The following is a 14,336-nucleotide window of genomic DNA, read 5'->3' on the forward strand; positions in this document are numbered from 1 at the left end:
TAGCTGATTGATTGCAAGGGGATTCAGGTGCGTCGAAGTTTTCTGATAAGTGCGCTGGCTGCCGCCGTTTTGTGGCAGGCGGGATGTACCCGCGAAGCCCTTGATAAGGGCGAGACTGAAATCCGCTGGACCTCTTACAGTATCCCGCATATTCGAGCCAATGATGAACGCGGGCTGGGTTATGGCGTGGGTTATGCCTATGCCCGTGACAACCTGTGCCTGCTCAGCGAAGAAGTGCTGACCGCACGCGGTGAACGTGCGCGGTTCATGGGCCGTGAGGGCGAGTCTTCGGCGCGGCTGGATAATGTCAGCTCCGACCTGTTCTTTACCTGGCTCAATAACGACAAGGCGGTCGATGCGTTCTGGCGTGCTCAGCCCGAGCCGGTCAAGCAGCTGCTGACGGGTTATACCGCCGGCTTTAACCGCTATCTCAAGGACAAAGGCGCACCGCAGGCCTGCCAGGGCGCCGAGTGGGTCCGGCCGCTGCAGGAAACCGACATGGTGCGGCTGATTCACCGGTTGATGGTCGAAGGCGGTATCGGCCGCTTTGCCGAACCGCTGCTGGCGGCCTTGCCGCCTGCCGCGTTGGCGGAGAAAACCGCCAGTATTGATACCGCACGTATTCAGGGCTCGGTCTACGAGCGTGGCAGTAACGCCATTGCCGTGGGTGGCGAGCGTACCGAGAACGGCCGTGGTCGACTGCTCGGTAATCCGCACTTCCCGTGGTCTGGCGCGCTGCGTTTCTATCAGATGCACCTGACCATCCCCGGCAAGCTGGACGTGATGGGCGCTTCGCTGCCCGGCTTGCCGGTGGTCAATATCGGCTTCAACCAGAAGCTGGCCTGGACCCACACCGTCGACACCTCCGGCCACTTCACCCTGCGCAAGCTGCGCCTGGACCCGAAAGACCCGCAGCGCTACCTGATCGACGGCAAGAGCTATCCGCTGCTGGCCCGTGAAGTGCAGATTCAGGTGCGCGAGGCCGACGGCAGGCTGACGACCCAGAAACAGCTGATCCATGAATCGCGCTTCGGCCCGCTGATCAAGTGGCCGGGCGTGGCGGACTGGGACAGCCAGCATGCTTATGCTTTCCAGGATGCCAACCTGGCCAACACCCGGGCGCTGGAGCAGTGGTACGCGATGAACCGGGCCGGCAGCGTCAGCGAATTGCGTGACGTGGTGCAGCGCATTCAGGGCATTCCGTGGGTCAACACCCTGGCTGCCGACCAGCAGGGCCAGGCGGCTTACATGAATGTCTCGGTGGTGCCGAATGTCAGCCTGCAACAGTTGCAGGGCTGCATCGACCCGGCGCTTCAGGCCCGTGGCCTGCCGGGGCTGGACGGCAGCCGCAGCGCCTGCGACTGGCAGACCGCCGAGGGCGCGGTGCAGGCCGGTATCGTGCCGGGCTCACAGTTGCCGGTGTTGCTGCGCAAGGACTTCGTGCAGAACGCCAACGACAGCGCCTGGATGAGTAACCCGGCAGAACCGTTGACCGGCTTCTCGCCATTGGTCAGCCGTGAAGGTGCGCCACTGGGCCTGCGTGCGCGCTTTGCCCTGACGCAACTGGCCGGGCTGGAAAACAACCCCATCAGCGAAGCCTTCCTCAAGGATCTGGTCAGTGGCGAGCGCGTACATGCCGCCAATCTGTTGCTCGATGATTTGCTGCAATGGTGCGCGGCACTCAAGGACCAGACCTCCTTCGAGCGCGCCTGCACCGCCATGAAATCCTGGGACCGCACCGCCAGCAGCCAGGCATCCATCGGCTGGCTGTACTTCCAGGCCTTCGCCCGGGAATTCCAGAAAGCCAACAAAGGCTGGAGCGTGCCCTTCGATAGCAACAACCCGCAGACCACGCCGCGCGGCATCGACTGGCACCAACCGGAAGTGGCCAAAGCGGTTGCCGACATGCTGCACAAGGCGATTGCTCAAGTCGATGCACTGAAACTGCCTGCCGACGTCACCTGGGGTCAACTGCAGGCCGTTGCGCATAACGGCAAGCGCATCCCGATTCCGGGCGGCGATGGGCATCTGGGGGTGTACAACGCGATCCAGAGCGTGCCGCAGAAGGATGGAACACTGAAAGTGGTCAGCGGCAGCAGCTATATCCAGTTAGTCAGCTTTGATGAGAAGGGGCCGGTGGCTCAGGGGTTGTTGGCGTTCTCGCAATCCAGTGATCCGGCATCGACGCATTTTGCGGATCAGACCGAGTTGTTTTCAAGGCAGGATTGGCAGGTGTTGCCGTTCAGGGATGAACAGATCAAGGCGGATCGGGGGTTGGAGGTGGTGCGGTTAAGGGAGTGAAGTACCTGCGGTTTTGTTAATAAAAAAGCCACTTTTAAAAGTGGCTTTTTTGCATTGTAATGTTTGGTCTCACAACCAGCGTAAAGGCAGCATGCTCTTGAATACCGATCGCTTGTCGACAAGATCACGCGTGAACACACTCAGGGTACATCGTTGTGGTTGAGATGTGTACGTCAATAGTGCAGTTCTTTTACAGGCACCTTTGATCAGTAACTGTACTTGATCGATGTCATAAAATTTCGCGGTGGACCATAAGTTCCCCACGTGCTGTAGCTGGTAAGGTATTCCCTGTCGAAGATGTTGTTAACATTGACCGAGACTGACAGGTTGCTGTTTACCTGATAGCGGGCCATGAGATTGGCCAAAGCGTAACTTCCCTGCGTGAACCCCAGGTTTTCAACTTTAGAGCTCCAGTCCATGCCACCGCCTATTGTCAGCTTGTTCAGGGCTCCTGACAGCTTATAGGTAGTGAAGGTCTTGGCGATGTGTTGTGGCACATAGGTCATGAGCCGCGCGTCGTTGGCATCGCGGATATCGTTGTAGCTATAGCCTGCGCCGACCTGCCAGCCTTCTGTCAGCTCACCGTTGAATTCCAGTTCAACCCCTTTTGTCTCCGTGCCGCTTTCGGTGTCATAAATGGTGCGGTTGCCCAGCGTATACCAGTAGGCGCGGTTATCCAGCTCTGTTTTGTACAGCGAAAGACTGGCGTTGATCCGCCCTTCGTTGAAGCTGGACTTGATACCCACCTCGTAGCTGATCCCTTCTTCAGGATCGAGCGGGGAGTTGTTGATATCCAGGTAGCGGGCCAATTGAGGGTTGAAGATCTTGGTATAGCTTGCATAGACCGACCAGTTGTCGTCGAGTGCATGAACGAGGCCGGCATAAGGCACGAACAGTCCGGTTTTCTTGTTCAAACGCTCACTCTTGACGCCTGAGCTGAAGGTTGTGGAGTCCACGTCCCGTTTCCAGTCGGTCACGCGTCCGCCCAACAGTAGGCTGGTCGCATCGCTGAGGCTGAAGCGTGCGCTCAGGTAAGCGCTTTGCTGCGTTTCATTGGTGACCGTCTTTCCTGTTTTAGTGATGTTGTCCGGTTTTGGTAGTGTGTTTTCCAGGTCGAAGTAGTCGGCGACGTAGTAACTGCCGGTCGAGTAAGTGGCGTTATAGGTGGGGGCCTTGGACTGCAGGTCGGACAGTGTGATACCGCTGATCAGCTCATGCTCACGACCGAATAATGAAAACTTGCCTGTGAGATACGAGTCAAAGGTACTTTGTCGGCTGGTCGGTTGGTAACGTAGCAAGCTGCTGATATTGCTGCCTGCGCCTGGTCGCGCAACGGTGCCAAAGGCGCCATACAATGAGTCGGAGCGATGCTCGGTATAGTTGAGTTCGGCTTTGCCGCTCCAGTTAGAGTTAAAATGATGCTCAACCGAGGCAAACACATTGCTCAGCTCGTGATCGTAGTATGACCATGAGGGACTGACGGTATCTGATGGGTCGAAATCGAAGCGTTGGCCGGTGCCGTAGAATAGCGGTATTCGGTTCATGGGCGCGTCGGTATCACGGGTGATGTGACTTGCGCCAAATGTGAGCAAGGTGCTGTCGTTGAGGTCAGCTTCTCCAATACCGTAGAAGGTGTAACTGTCTTGTTTGTAATTATCAACCCACGAGCCTTGGCGTTTATAATCTAACACCGCACGGCCTCTGATGTTGCCCGTCTCTGTCAGCGGGCCGGAGATATCTGCACTGCTTCCATAGCGGCTCCAGTTGCCTGCCTCTGCTGTCAAACTGACCTGAGGCTCATAAGTCGGGCGCTTGCGAACCATATTCACTGTGGCGGCAGGCGAGCCAAGACTATTCATCAACCCGGTGGCGCCGCGAACGACTTCAACCCGGTCATAAATCGCCGTGTTTTGGAGGTAGGTTTGCAGAGTGCTCGAGGTCTGTACGCCGTCAATCTGAAAACTATTAACCGTACTTCCTCTTGACGAGATAGTAGCGCTGTCTGTTCCATAGCCGGTGACATGCAGTACGCTGATCCCTGGCGTTGCTTCCAGGACATCTTCAAGATTTTCTAGCCGCTGGTCTTCCAGACGCTGGCTGGTTAATACCGTAATCGACTGTGGCGTATCCTTTGGAGAAAGGTTTAATCGTGTCGCGCTGCTCGTTGCATAAGTTGTGTAGGAGCCAGTTCCTTCAGTGATCGAGCCAGGCGCCTTACCCGAAATATCGACCGAGGAAATCTCCAGCGCCCCACCTCCCTCCGGCCGCGAAACCAGATAACTCCCATCCCCGGTCTTCTGCACCTGCAACCCGCTACCGCTCACCAGCCGCTGCAACGCTTGCTCCACCGTCAAGCTGGCCTTCAGCCCCTGGGCCTGCCGTCCTTCAGCAATATCGGTGGCAAACAGAATCCGGCTACCTGTCTGCCCGGCCAGGGCATTAAGTGCCTGGTCCAGTGCCTGCGGTGCGATGTCGAGCTGATAGGCCGTGTCCTGTGCCATGGCTGTGCCGGCCATCAGCAGGGCGGCGGCCAGCAGACTCAGGCGTTGTGAGAGGCGTGGTGATGATCCGTTGTTACCCATGATTTCCCCAAATTGAGCAGTCGTTTTTGCGTTCTTCTGGGTCTATGGCGTATCAGCGGTTATCGATGTTGATGTGCGCTTGAAAATAAATCTCAACGGCTGCGGTATAGCGTCAGGCTGCCATCACTGCCGCGCTGCACGGTCACCGGCAAGATGTTGGGCAGCAGGTTGATCAGCGCTTCCACCGACGCGCTGTCGAATTCGCCGGACAGGCGCAGTTCGCCGGTGCGGGCGTCGGCGACTCTGATCGGCGCTTGGCGGTAGTGCTGCAGGTCGGCGACCACTTCGCTGAGCGGCGTGCCATTGAAGCGCAGTTTGCCGTGTTGCCAGGCGGTCAGGGCTTGGGTATTGGCCGGTTGCGGGCGGTCGATGAGTTCGGCGGTGGCGCGCAGTTGTTCACCGGCCAGTACCCGGCGCGGGGTGTTGTGCAGGTTGTTGACCTCCACTTCGCCTTCGATCACTGCCACTTGCACGCCGCGGCGGTCGCTGCGTACGTCGAACACGGTACCGATGTCGCGAACTTGCACGCCTTGGCTACGGACGATGAACGGTTTTTCGCCGTGCACCACGGTGAACATGGCTTCGCCTTGCAGCAGTTCCAGTTGGCGGCTGCGCAGGCGGTGTTCGATGCGTAGCCGGGTGCCGGAGTTGAGCACCACCTGGCTGCCGTCTGCCAGGCTCAGTTGCTGGCGCTGGCCGAGGGCGACCTGGATGTCTTCGCTGCGCCAGCTTGGATCGAAGGTCCAGATAGCGGCGGCAATGGCCAGGCTGAGCAGGCCGCCGGCTGCCGCATTGCGCTGTTTGCGGCGTTTGGTCTGGGCCTTGCCTTCGGCCAGCAGCGCTTCGCGCGACGGCACCCGTTCGCGCAGGGCGTCGGTATAGGGCTGCAGGGCGTCTTCGCGAGGCGGTCGGTCGTCAGGTTTTTTCATTGCTGATTCTTCACAGCTGGCACGCCCGGCGTGCCGGTTCCCATTGTTGGGCGATGGCACGCATGGCGCGGCCGAAGTGCTGGGTGATCATGTTCAATGACAGGCCCAGCTCTTCGGCGATTTCCTTTTGCGGCATGCCGTGGATGCGGTGCAGCAGGAACACCTGGCGCTGGCGCGCCGGCAACGCCTCAATGATTGCCAGCAGTGCAGTGAGCTGCTGTTCAAAATCCAGTGCCTGGGCACCATCCCAATTGTCGAACGCTGCTTCTGCTGGCAAGGGCTGGTTCAAATGCGCCTGGCGAGTGCGTTCGGCGCGCAGGCGGTCGATGGCCCGGTTGAAGGTCATCCTGCGCAAAAACGCCAGCGGTTGGCTGATGCTGTGTGTCGGTGGTTTCTCCAGCACTTGCAGACACACGTCATGCACCAGGTCCCGGGCAAAGTCGCGGCCTCGAAAACGCCGCCGCAGGCTGTCGACCAAGTCGTCGTAGTGCAAGGCCAGGGTAGCGATCAATTGTGGGTTGGGCGGCAAGTCGGACATGGTGTGCCAGATGCATATGAGAATTTATCGCATTATAGGCAGCGTACGATTTGATCGTCGAGGTGCAGGTTAATTGTTATCAGGCAGTGAGCGCGGGCGTGCAAAGGCCTTATCAATAAATTGTCACATTATTGTCATCTTGTATGGCCATGCTCCCGCCATCAGCAAATGCTGAGTAATGGACGAAATTTGCTCAATGGACTTTCGATATACGTCGGTTATCGGCACAATTCGCGTCCGCTTTTTTCAGGAGGCTCGCGGACTCCTGTTGGCCGACCTTTTATTACGGAAGCGAAATGATCAACACGCCGTACTACCTCATCGACAAACAGAAGCTGCTGGTCAACCTGGAGAAGATTGCTTACGTGCGCAAGCAGTCTGGCGCCAAGGCGCTGCTGGCGCTCAAGTGCTTCGCCACCTGGTCGGTGTTCGACCTGATGCAGCAGTACATGGACGGCACCACGTCCAGCTCGCTGTTCGAGCTCAAGCTCGGTCGGCAGAAGTTTGAAGGTGAGACCCATGCCTACAGCGTGGCCTGGGCCGATGACGAAATTGAAGAGATGGTCGCCAACTGCGACAAGATCATCTTCAACACCATCAGCCAACTGGAGCGTTTCGCTGACGCCACCGAAGGCAAGATCCGTGGCCTGCGTGTCAACCCGCAGGTGAGCAGCTCCGACTACCTGCTGGCCGACCCGGCGCGCCCGTTCAGCCGCCTGGGCGAGTGGGACCCGGAGAAGATTGCCGCAGTGATGGATAAAGTCTCAGGCTTTATGTTCCATAACAACTGTGAGAACGGTGACTTCGGCCTGTTCGATGAAATGCTGACAAAAATCGAGAATCGCTTCGGTGAGCTGCTGCACAAGGTTGAGTGGGTAAGCCTGGGTGGTGGTATCCACTTCACCGGCGAAGGCTATGCGCTGGACGAATTCTGCGCGCGCCTGAAGGGCTTCTCCGAGAAATACGGTGTGCAGGTGTACCTGGAGCCGGGCGAGGCGAGCATCACCCAGAGTGCTTCGCTGGAAGTTACCGTGCTCGACACCCTGTACAACGGCAAGAATCTCGCCGTGGTCGACAGCTCCATCGAAGCGCACATGCTCGATCTGCTGATCTACCGCCTCAACGCCAAGATGGCCCCCAACGACGGCGAACACACCTATATGGTGTGCGGCAAGTCGTGCCTGGCCGGTGACATCTTCGGCGAGTACCAATTTGATCGTCCGCTGGCCATCGGCGATCGGCTGTCGTTTGTTGACGCAGCGGGTTACACCATGGTCAAGAAGAACTGGTTCAACGGTCTGAAAATGCCGGCCATTGTCGTGAAACAACTCGACGGCAGCGTCGAAGTGGTTCGCGAATTCGGTTTTGAAGATTATCTGTCCAGCCTGTCCTGAGCAGGCTCTGTCGTAGGAGACATGAAGAAATTGAAGAAGAACGTTCTTATCATTGGTGCAGGAGGTGTCGCCAAGGTGGTGGCCCACAAGTGCGCGCAGCACAACGACGAGCTCGGTCGTATTGCCATCGCGTCGCGCAACATCTCCAAATGCCAGGCCATCATCGACAGCGTCAAGGCCAAGGGCAGCCTCAAGCAGCCCGCTGATATCCAGGCCTTTTCCCTGAATGCACTGGATATCGAGGCGACCAAGGCGCTGATCCGCGAAACCGAATCGCAGATCGTCATCAACGTCGGCTCAGCTTTTCTCAATATGTCGGTGCTGCGTGCCTGCATCGATACCGGCGTGGCCTATCTGGACACCGCCATTCACGAAGAACCGGGCAAAATCTGCGAGACGCCGCCCTGGTATGGCAACTATGAGTGGAAACACCTCGAGGAGTGCCAGCAGAAGAACGTGACCGCCATTCTTGGCGTGGGCTTTGATCCGGGTGTGGTCAATGCTTATGCAGCTTTGGCGCAGCAACAGCATTTCGACCGGATTGATTCGATCGACATCCTCGACGTCAATGCCGGCTCCCATGGCAAATATTTCGCCACCAATTTCGACCCGGAGATCAATTTCCGGGAATTCACCGGGCAGGTGTGGAGCTGGCAGAACAGCCAGTGGACCAGCAACACCATGTTCGAGGTCAAGCGCACCGACGACCTGCCGGTCGTGGGTTCGCAGAACCTGTACCTGACCGGTCACGATGAAGTGCACTCGTTGTCGAAGAACCTGGACGTACCGAACGTGCGCTTCTGGATGAGCTTCGGCGAGCACTACATCAACGTCTTCACCGTGCTGAAGAACCTCGGCCTGCTGTCTGAAAAACCGGTGAAAACCGCTGAAGGTCTGGAAGTCGTGCCGCTGAAAGTGGTCAAGGCCGTGCTGCCGGACCCAGCGTCGCTGGCGCCGGGCTACACCGGCAAGACCTGCATCGGTGACCTGGTCAAGGGCACCAAGGATGGCAAGGCACGTGAAGTGTTCATCTATAACGTTGCCGACCACACCGAAGCCTTCGCCGAGACTGACAGCCAGGGCATCTCTTACACCGCTGGTGTTCCGCCAGTCGCCGCCGCACTGCTGGTGGCCCGTGGTGAGTGGGATGTGAAACACATGGCCAACGTCGAAGAACTGCCAGCCGAGCCGTTCCTCAAGCTGCTGGATGTGATGGGCCTGCCGACTCGTATCAAGGACGAGCACGGCGACCGCCCATGGGATCAGGCAGTCTAAGCCTGACTGGTTGAAAGAAAAGGATCGCTGCGGCGGTCCTTTTCTGTTTCTGAGAGCTAGCAGACATTCCCTGAACAATCACCGACAATCGCACGCCATCGCTCAGTCAAACCATCGCTCAATCAAAGGGAGTTGCGTCGTGTCGGTTTCCATCATTCAGCGGCTATGCCTGTTCACCATGACCTTGCTTGTGCCGCTGCTGGTCAGTGCGGTCAGTGCGCCGCAGATCTATGGCGAAATGGATGCCGACCGGTTTCAGGAAATCACCCGCAGCACCTACAACCTGCAAGATTTCGCCGAGCATTATCGGGCCACCCTGGAGATCTCCGCCGAGGACGAGGTATTTCGCCCAGGTATCATCCGTATCTATAACAAGCAGGACGGCGCCGAGTTGCTTCAGGTGCGTTCTGATGAACTGGTGCTGAACACCGATCCGAAGACTGGCAAGGTCAAGGCCAATGTGCACGAGTTGCCGTACGGCGAGCAGAGTGTGCTGATTTATGACGATTTCAACTTCGACGGCATCAAGGATCTGGCGCTGATGGACGGCCAGTTCAGTTGCTATCACGGCCCGTCGTATCAGGTGTTTCTTGGCACTGCCGAGGGGTTTCGGCGAAGTGAGGCGTTTACCGAGCTGGCGCAGAATTACTGCGGCTTCTTCGACTACAACGCCCAGACGCGCCGGGTCAGTACCATGGCCAAGAGTGGCTGTTGCAGCCATTGGTTTACCACTTACCGCATCGATAGCGGTGAGCCCGTAATTGAAGTGGAGACGGCGATTGATGCCAGCGGTGTGGCCGGTTTGCCTAGAGAAACCCGCTGGCGGGAAGCCGATGGTAAGCGTGTCAGTACCACCCGGACGCTGTGGGACCCGGCCGAAGAAATCCAGACCCTGCTGGCGTTCCGGCTGGCGCCATCGGGCAAGCGCATCATTCTGTTCCGTTGGGGCGACCACTCACCGGTCTACTATGTGGCGGTCGATAACAACAACGAAGTCGGCCTGGTTTACCCCGAGGCAGAGCCGCAAGCGTTCGATTACGACGGCGTGCGTCAGGTGCTGAGCTTCGTTCGTGGCGACACCACCTACCGGATTGTTGGCGACAAGCGGGGCAAGCCGAACAATATGGAAGTGGTGATTCGCGGCAAGACCACTGAACTGAAGCTGCTGGCAGGGCCGATCGAAGGTTCGCTCAAGCAAGTAGGCCAGGCGTTGCAGGATGCCCGGTAGCGTTCAGAGGTTGATGACATCAGGCCGGCACCGCTAACTGCACGCGATTACGGCCTTGGTGTTTGGCCTGGTAAAGCGCCTGGTCGGCGCGCAACAGCAGTTGTTTAAGCGGCTCGGCGTCTTGGGTGGTCACCACGCCGATGCTTACTGTGGCCTCGATCAGCCTGCCGGCCCCGAGATCAAGCGGAGTGTGTGCAAAACGCTGGCGAATATTTTCAGCAATCTGGCCTGCTTCATCTGCAGAGCTTACCGGCACCAGAATTGAAAACTCCTCACCCCCGACCCGGCCAAATAGACCGCGCTCGCCCAGGCACTCGCTGGCCACCTGGGTGAAGTTCACCAGTACCTGGTCGCCGGCTGAATGGCCCCAAGTGTCATTGATGCTTTTGAAACGATCAATATCGAGCATCAGCACAGCCAGCAATGGGCTCTGGCGCTGCTGCGCCTGCAGGCATTGGGTAGCTTGATCATGGAACGCGCGCCGGTTGAGCAGGCCGCTGAGTTGGTCATGCGAGGCGAGGTGCTGAACCTGTTGCAGGAGCTGCTGACGCGCAGCAGAAATGATCGCCACCGTCAAAGGGGTGAGGGTCAGCAGCAGGATGCCAATACGAATCGACTGCAGGTCGGCCACTGCCAGTGGCCAGGTAACCGAGAGGTCGAGGTAATGTTGGGAGATGGCGATGGTCGTCCAACTGCTGAAGATTAGCGTCACGACGGTCGCGCCAAACAGGTTGTAACTCAAGGCGCACCAGAGCAGTGCCGGTACCGAGAACATCACTGCACCAGGGCCGCCAATCCACAACGCAGCGGCGCTGGACAGAACCAAGGCCAGCAATGGAATGCTTTGTCGATAAAGGCCCGGCAAGCTGGCGGTCTGTCGGAAGTTTCGCCACCATTGGCGTGTCTGTTGTGGCGTGGGGGCGGCCAGCACCATCGGCAGGATGATCGCGTAATGGACGATTTCCCCGAGGCTCCAGAAATAGAAGCCACTGGCAAAGGGCTGTCCGAACAGGTACTGCATGGCTGCCGCGCCGGCCAGGCCGGCACTGACCGATGCCGCAAGACTGACCAGAATCAGATGCAGTACCGACTCGGTTGTTTGCAGGGACAAATGAGGTTTGGCCAGCCGTGACAGGTAGAAGCAGCCGATCGCGGCGCCAACCAGATTCGCACAGGTCAGCAGCAAGGCGGTGGGCAGTGTGCTGCCGGTCAATACGTCGGCGGCCACGAACCCCACCAGCGCACCCAGCCAGCCTTGCGGTGTCGCCATCTGCGGATTACGCACCATAAGGCCTGCCAGGATGGCGTTCGCGGGCCATAGAGACGAAAGGGTGCCGAGCGGGCGAGCCATGATGCCGAACAGGGCCGCTATAAAAATGATCAACATGATAAGGCAGGAGGCCTTTATCCGCATTTCGACACTCCTGTCCGCTAAAGGCTTGTTGCTATTACTGTCTCGGCAGTCAAGATGGCATATTGGTCTGACCGATGAAAGCACTGTTTCCGGGTAGATGCCACATTCAAGGCTCTGGCAATGGGGTTGCCGGACGTCAGTGGGCTTGCGCTGGCGAATAGGCGCCGCGGCGGGCAACTTTCGATGGGGCTGGTGTCCAACCAGCCGTATTGGGAACAATGCCCGAGGCGTATAGTTGATCAATGCCAATTTGCCCACAGGCGGTGCGCCAGCGTTTTGTGGGTTGCAATGCGGTCTTTGCCTGAACAGGGACGATAGCCATGTTACGAGTAATTTCGCGTGTTTGAAGAACTGTCCGCCAAGCCTTCTATAGATGCAAGTCTGTTGGGTGCCAGCTATTCACCCAAGGCGTTGATCGAGCGTGAGCGCAAGGTACTCGGCCAGATTGCCGCGGGCGTGCCGCTGGCTGAGGTGCTCAGTGATCTGGTGATCGCTGTGGAAGCGCAAAGTGAAAACATGATGGCCTCGGTGTTGTTCCTGAGTGAGGACGGCCATTACATGTTGCATGGCGCGGCCCCCAGCCTGCCGGCGGCTTATAACGAGGCCATTCATGGCATTGCCATCGGCGAAGGGATCGGCTCCTGTGGCACGGCCGCTGCGCGTGGCAGTGCAGTGTTCGTCAATGATATTGCCAATGACCCGTTGTGGGAGGGCTATGCGGACCTGGCGGTCTCGCATGGTCTGCGTTCTTGCTGGTCGATGCCGATCAAGGCTGCTGATGGTGTGGTGCTGGGCACCTTCGCGGTTTATTACGGTGAACCACGAGCGCCGACACCGGGGGATATCGAAGCCATTGCGGTGATCGCCCAGACTGCCGCGCTGGCGATTGAAAGGCATCGTTCCGACCAGAGGCTGCGCAATAGCAAAGATGAGTTACGCGCCCTCAACAGCGAACTTGAGCGCAAGGTCAATGAGCGTGCCACCGAGCGCAGCCGTACCTGGATGCTCAGTCCTGACTTGCTTTCGGTCATCAATGCGCAAGGCGTGATTGAAGCCTGTAACCCAGCGTGGCGAATCACGTTGGGCTGGTCGCCTGAAGATGTGCATGCGCCATTGTTCTCGTTCATTCATCCGGATGATCTGGCGCAGAGCGAGATGATGTTTGCCAAGGCGGCGCAAGGCAGGCCTGTTTTGCGTTTCGAAAATCGCTGTCGGCATCGGGACGGCAGTTATCGCTGGCTTTCATGGGTGGCGGTTCTGGAGGATGGCAAGGTCTATTGCAGTGCGCGGGATATCACCGCCGAGAAAGAGCAGGCCAATGTATTAGCCATGCGTACGCGCGAGCGTGATCGTGCCTGGGGGTTGTCTCAAGAACTGCTGGTCATTGCCTCGCCGGACGGTGTACTCGATGAGGTCAATGCGCGCTGGCCGGAGCAATTGGGCTGGTCAGAGCAGGAGTTGGTGGGCAAGCGGCTTAACCAGCATATTCATCCGGAAGATCTTGAGGCGACACTCGCCAGTTTTCGCGGCATCGCGTTGGCGCCGTTGACTGTGCCGTATCAGTTCCGGCTTCGACACCGCGACGGCAGCTATAAATGGTTTAGCTGGACGGCCACCTTTCAGGACGGTCGGATCTATGCGGCGGGGCGTCACGTGACGGCTGAGCGCGAGCAGGCAGAGGCATTGCGACAGGCGCAGAAGATGGAAGCGGTGGGGCAGTTGACCGGCGGCGTTGCTCATGACTTCAACAACCTGTTGACGGTGATCCGATCTTCAACCGATCTGCTGCTGCGGCCGGATCTTAATCAAGAGCGGCGCACCCGCTATATAAAAGCGATCTCGGAAACGGTTGATCGCGCGGCGAAGCTGACTGGGCAGCTGCTGGCGTTCGCACGGCGCCAGACACTCAAGCCGGAAGTGTTTGGTGCGGGCGACAGCGTCAGGGCGATCGGCGCAATGATCGGCACTTTGACGGGGTCGCGGATCGAGATTGTGACGGATCTCCCCGAGCAGGCTTGCTTCGTCAATGCCGATCCGAATCAGTTTGATACCGCCCTGGTAAACATGCTGGTCAATGCACGAGATGCCATGAACGGTCAGGGCAAACTTACCATTGCGGTCCGCGCCGTAGAGTCCATGCCTGCGGTGCGAGGCCATGCGGCGGTGGCCGGTGCTTTTGTCGCGGTGTCGATCAGCGATACCGGCACCGGTATCCCGATGACGCATCTTGAGCGCATTTTTGAGCCTTTCTATACCACCAAGGGGGTTGGTCAAGGCACCGGGCTTGGGCTTAGTCAGGTGTTCGGCTTTGCCAAACAGTCGGGTGGCGAAATAGCGGTTGCCAGTGAGTGGGGTAAAGGCACCACGTTTACGCTTTATCTGCCGCGTGTCGAAGGGCAGGAGCGGGGGGCGCAGCCCTGCGACCCGGATGAACCGCTTGAGGAAGGCCATGGAACCCGAGTGCTGGTGGTTGAAGACAATCCGGATGTGGGCGTCTTTGCGACCCAGGCACTTGCCGAGTTGGGCTACATCACGGTATTGGCCGGTGATGCTCATACCGCACTGGCTGAGCTGAGCGCGGGTGTCGACCGGTTTGATGTGGTGTTCTCCGATGTGGTCATGCCCGGAATGAGCGGTATCGACCTGCTGCATGAACTGCGTCGATGTTACCCGGC

The 14,336-nt window shown here is 58.4% G+C and carries 8 protein-coding genes and 2 pseudogenes (1 of these 10 running past the window's edge); 6 read left to right on the top strand and 4 right to left on the bottom strand.

Annotation, left to right across the window (positions count from 1 at the left end):
• Window positions 1-27 precede the first annotated feature (27 nt).
• Entirely contained in the window at window positions 28-2,301 is a 2,274-nt protein-coding gene (gene pvdQ, locus PSCI_RS13555) for a bifunctional acylase PvdQ (protein ID WP_084709962.1), read from the top strand.
• A gap of 206 nt (window positions 2,302-2,507) precedes the next feature.
• Here the strand turns inward: pvdQ and PSCI_RS13560 are convergent, their stop codons facing one another.
• From PSCI_RS13560 to PSCI_RS13570, 3 genes are all read right to left on the bottom strand, one after another.
• Window positions 2,508-4,883, bottom strand: a complete 2,376-nt coding sequence (locus PSCI_RS13560) for a TonB-dependent siderophore receptor (RefSeq protein WP_045487598.1) — start codon at window positions 4,881-4,883, stop codon at window positions 2,508-2,510.
• Window positions 4,884-4,975: 92 nt separating this feature from the next.
• Window positions 4,976-5,812 carry a FecR family protein gene (locus PSCI_RS13565; protein ID WP_173426687.1) on the bottom strand — a complete coding sequence of 279 codons (837 nt, stop codon included), beginning with the start codon at window positions 5,810-5,812 and terminating at the stop codon, window positions 4,976-4,978.
• Window positions 5,813-5,822: 10 nt separating this feature from the next.
• The gene (locus PSCI_RS13570) at window positions 5,823-6,350 is read right to left on the bottom strand and encodes an RNA polymerase sigma factor (protein ID WP_045487599.1); all 528 of its coding nucleotides are present in this window, start codon (window positions 6,348-6,350) and stop codon (window positions 5,823-5,825) included.
• Window positions 6,351-6,646: 296 nt separating this feature from the next.
• On the opposite strand from PSCI_RS13570, the gene PSCI_RS13575 reads away from it, so the two are divergent.
• The 3 genes from PSCI_RS13575 to PSCI_RS13585 all read left to right on the top strand — a co-directional run bounded on the left by PSCI_RS13575 (window position 6,647) and on the right by PSCI_RS13585 (window position 10,247).
• Window positions 6,647-7,744 carry a carboxynorspermidine decarboxylase gene (locus PSCI_RS13575; protein WP_045487601.1) on the top strand — a complete coding sequence of 366 codons (1,098 nt, stop codon included), beginning with the start codon at window positions 6,647-6,649 and terminating at the stop codon, window positions 7,742-7,744.
• 30 nt (window positions 7,745-7,774) lie between these two features.
• On the top strand, window positions 7,775-9,019 hold the full coding sequence (locus PSCI_RS13580) for a saccharopine dehydrogenase family protein (RefSeq protein WP_045494286.1): 1,245 nt from the start codon (window positions 7,775-7,777) through the stop codon (window positions 9,017-9,019).
• Between the two features lie 178 nt (window positions 9,020-9,197).
• On the top strand, window positions 9,198-10,247 hold the full coding sequence (locus tag PSCI_RS13585; RefSeq protein ID WP_442965472.1) for an XAC2610-related protein: 1,050 nt from the start codon (window positions 9,198-9,200) through the stop codon (window positions 10,245-10,247).
• Between the two features lie 19 nt (window positions 10,248-10,266).
• Here the strand turns inward: PSCI_RS13585 and PSCI_RS13590 are convergent, their stop codons facing one another.
• Window positions 10,267-11,535: a GGDEF domain-containing protein gene (locus PSCI_RS13590; protein ID WP_442965446.1), complete on the bottom strand. Its 1,269-nt coding sequence runs from the start codon at window positions 11,533-11,535 to the stop codon at window positions 10,267-10,269.
• A 645-nt stretch (window positions 11,536-12,180) separates the two neighbouring features.
• On the opposite strand from PSCI_RS13590, the pseudogene PSCI_RS30180 reads away from it, so the two are divergent.
• Window positions 12,181-13,317, top strand: a pseudogene (locus PSCI_RS30180) (PAS domain-containing protein); the annotation flags it as partial.
• A gap of 117 nt (window positions 13,318-13,434) precedes the next feature.
• Window positions 13,435-14,336 (top strand): annotated as a pseudogene (locus PSCI_RS30185) (ATP-binding protein); its annotated part runs 133 nt beyond the window's last position; the annotation flags it as partial.

This window comes from Pseudomonas sp. StFLB209 (assembly GCF_000829415.1).
In the GTDB taxonomy this organism is placed as follows: Bacteria; Pseudomonadota; Gammaproteobacteria; order Pseudomonadales; family Pseudomonadaceae; genus Aquipseudomonas.

Bases quoted from the DNA above. Each gene is read 5' to 3' on its own strand.
- PSCI_RS13565 (WP_173426687.1), bottom strand. From the start codon at position 5,812: ATGAAAAAACCTGACGACCGACCGCCTCGCGAAGACGCCCTGCAGCCC.
- PSCI_RS13590 (WP_442965446.1), bottom strand. From the start codon at position 11,535: ATGGTGCGTAATCCGCAGATGGCGACACCGCAAGGCTGGCTGGGTGCG.
- PSCI_RS13575 (WP_045487601.1), top strand. From the start codon at position 6,647: ATGATCAACACGCCGTACTACCTCATCGACAAACAGAAGCTGCTGGTC.
- PSCI_RS13560 (WP_045487598.1), bottom strand. From the start codon at position 4,883: ATGGGTAACAACGGATCATCACCACGCCTCTCACAACGCCTGAGTCTG.
- PSCI_RS13570 (WP_045487599.1), bottom strand. From the start codon at position 6,350: ATGTCCGACTTGCCGCCCAACCCACAATTGATCGCTACCCTGGCCTTG.
- PSCI_RS13585 (WP_442965472.1), top strand. From the start codon at position 9,198: ATGACCTTGCTTGTGCCGCTGCTGGTCAGTGCGGTCAGTGCGCCGCAG.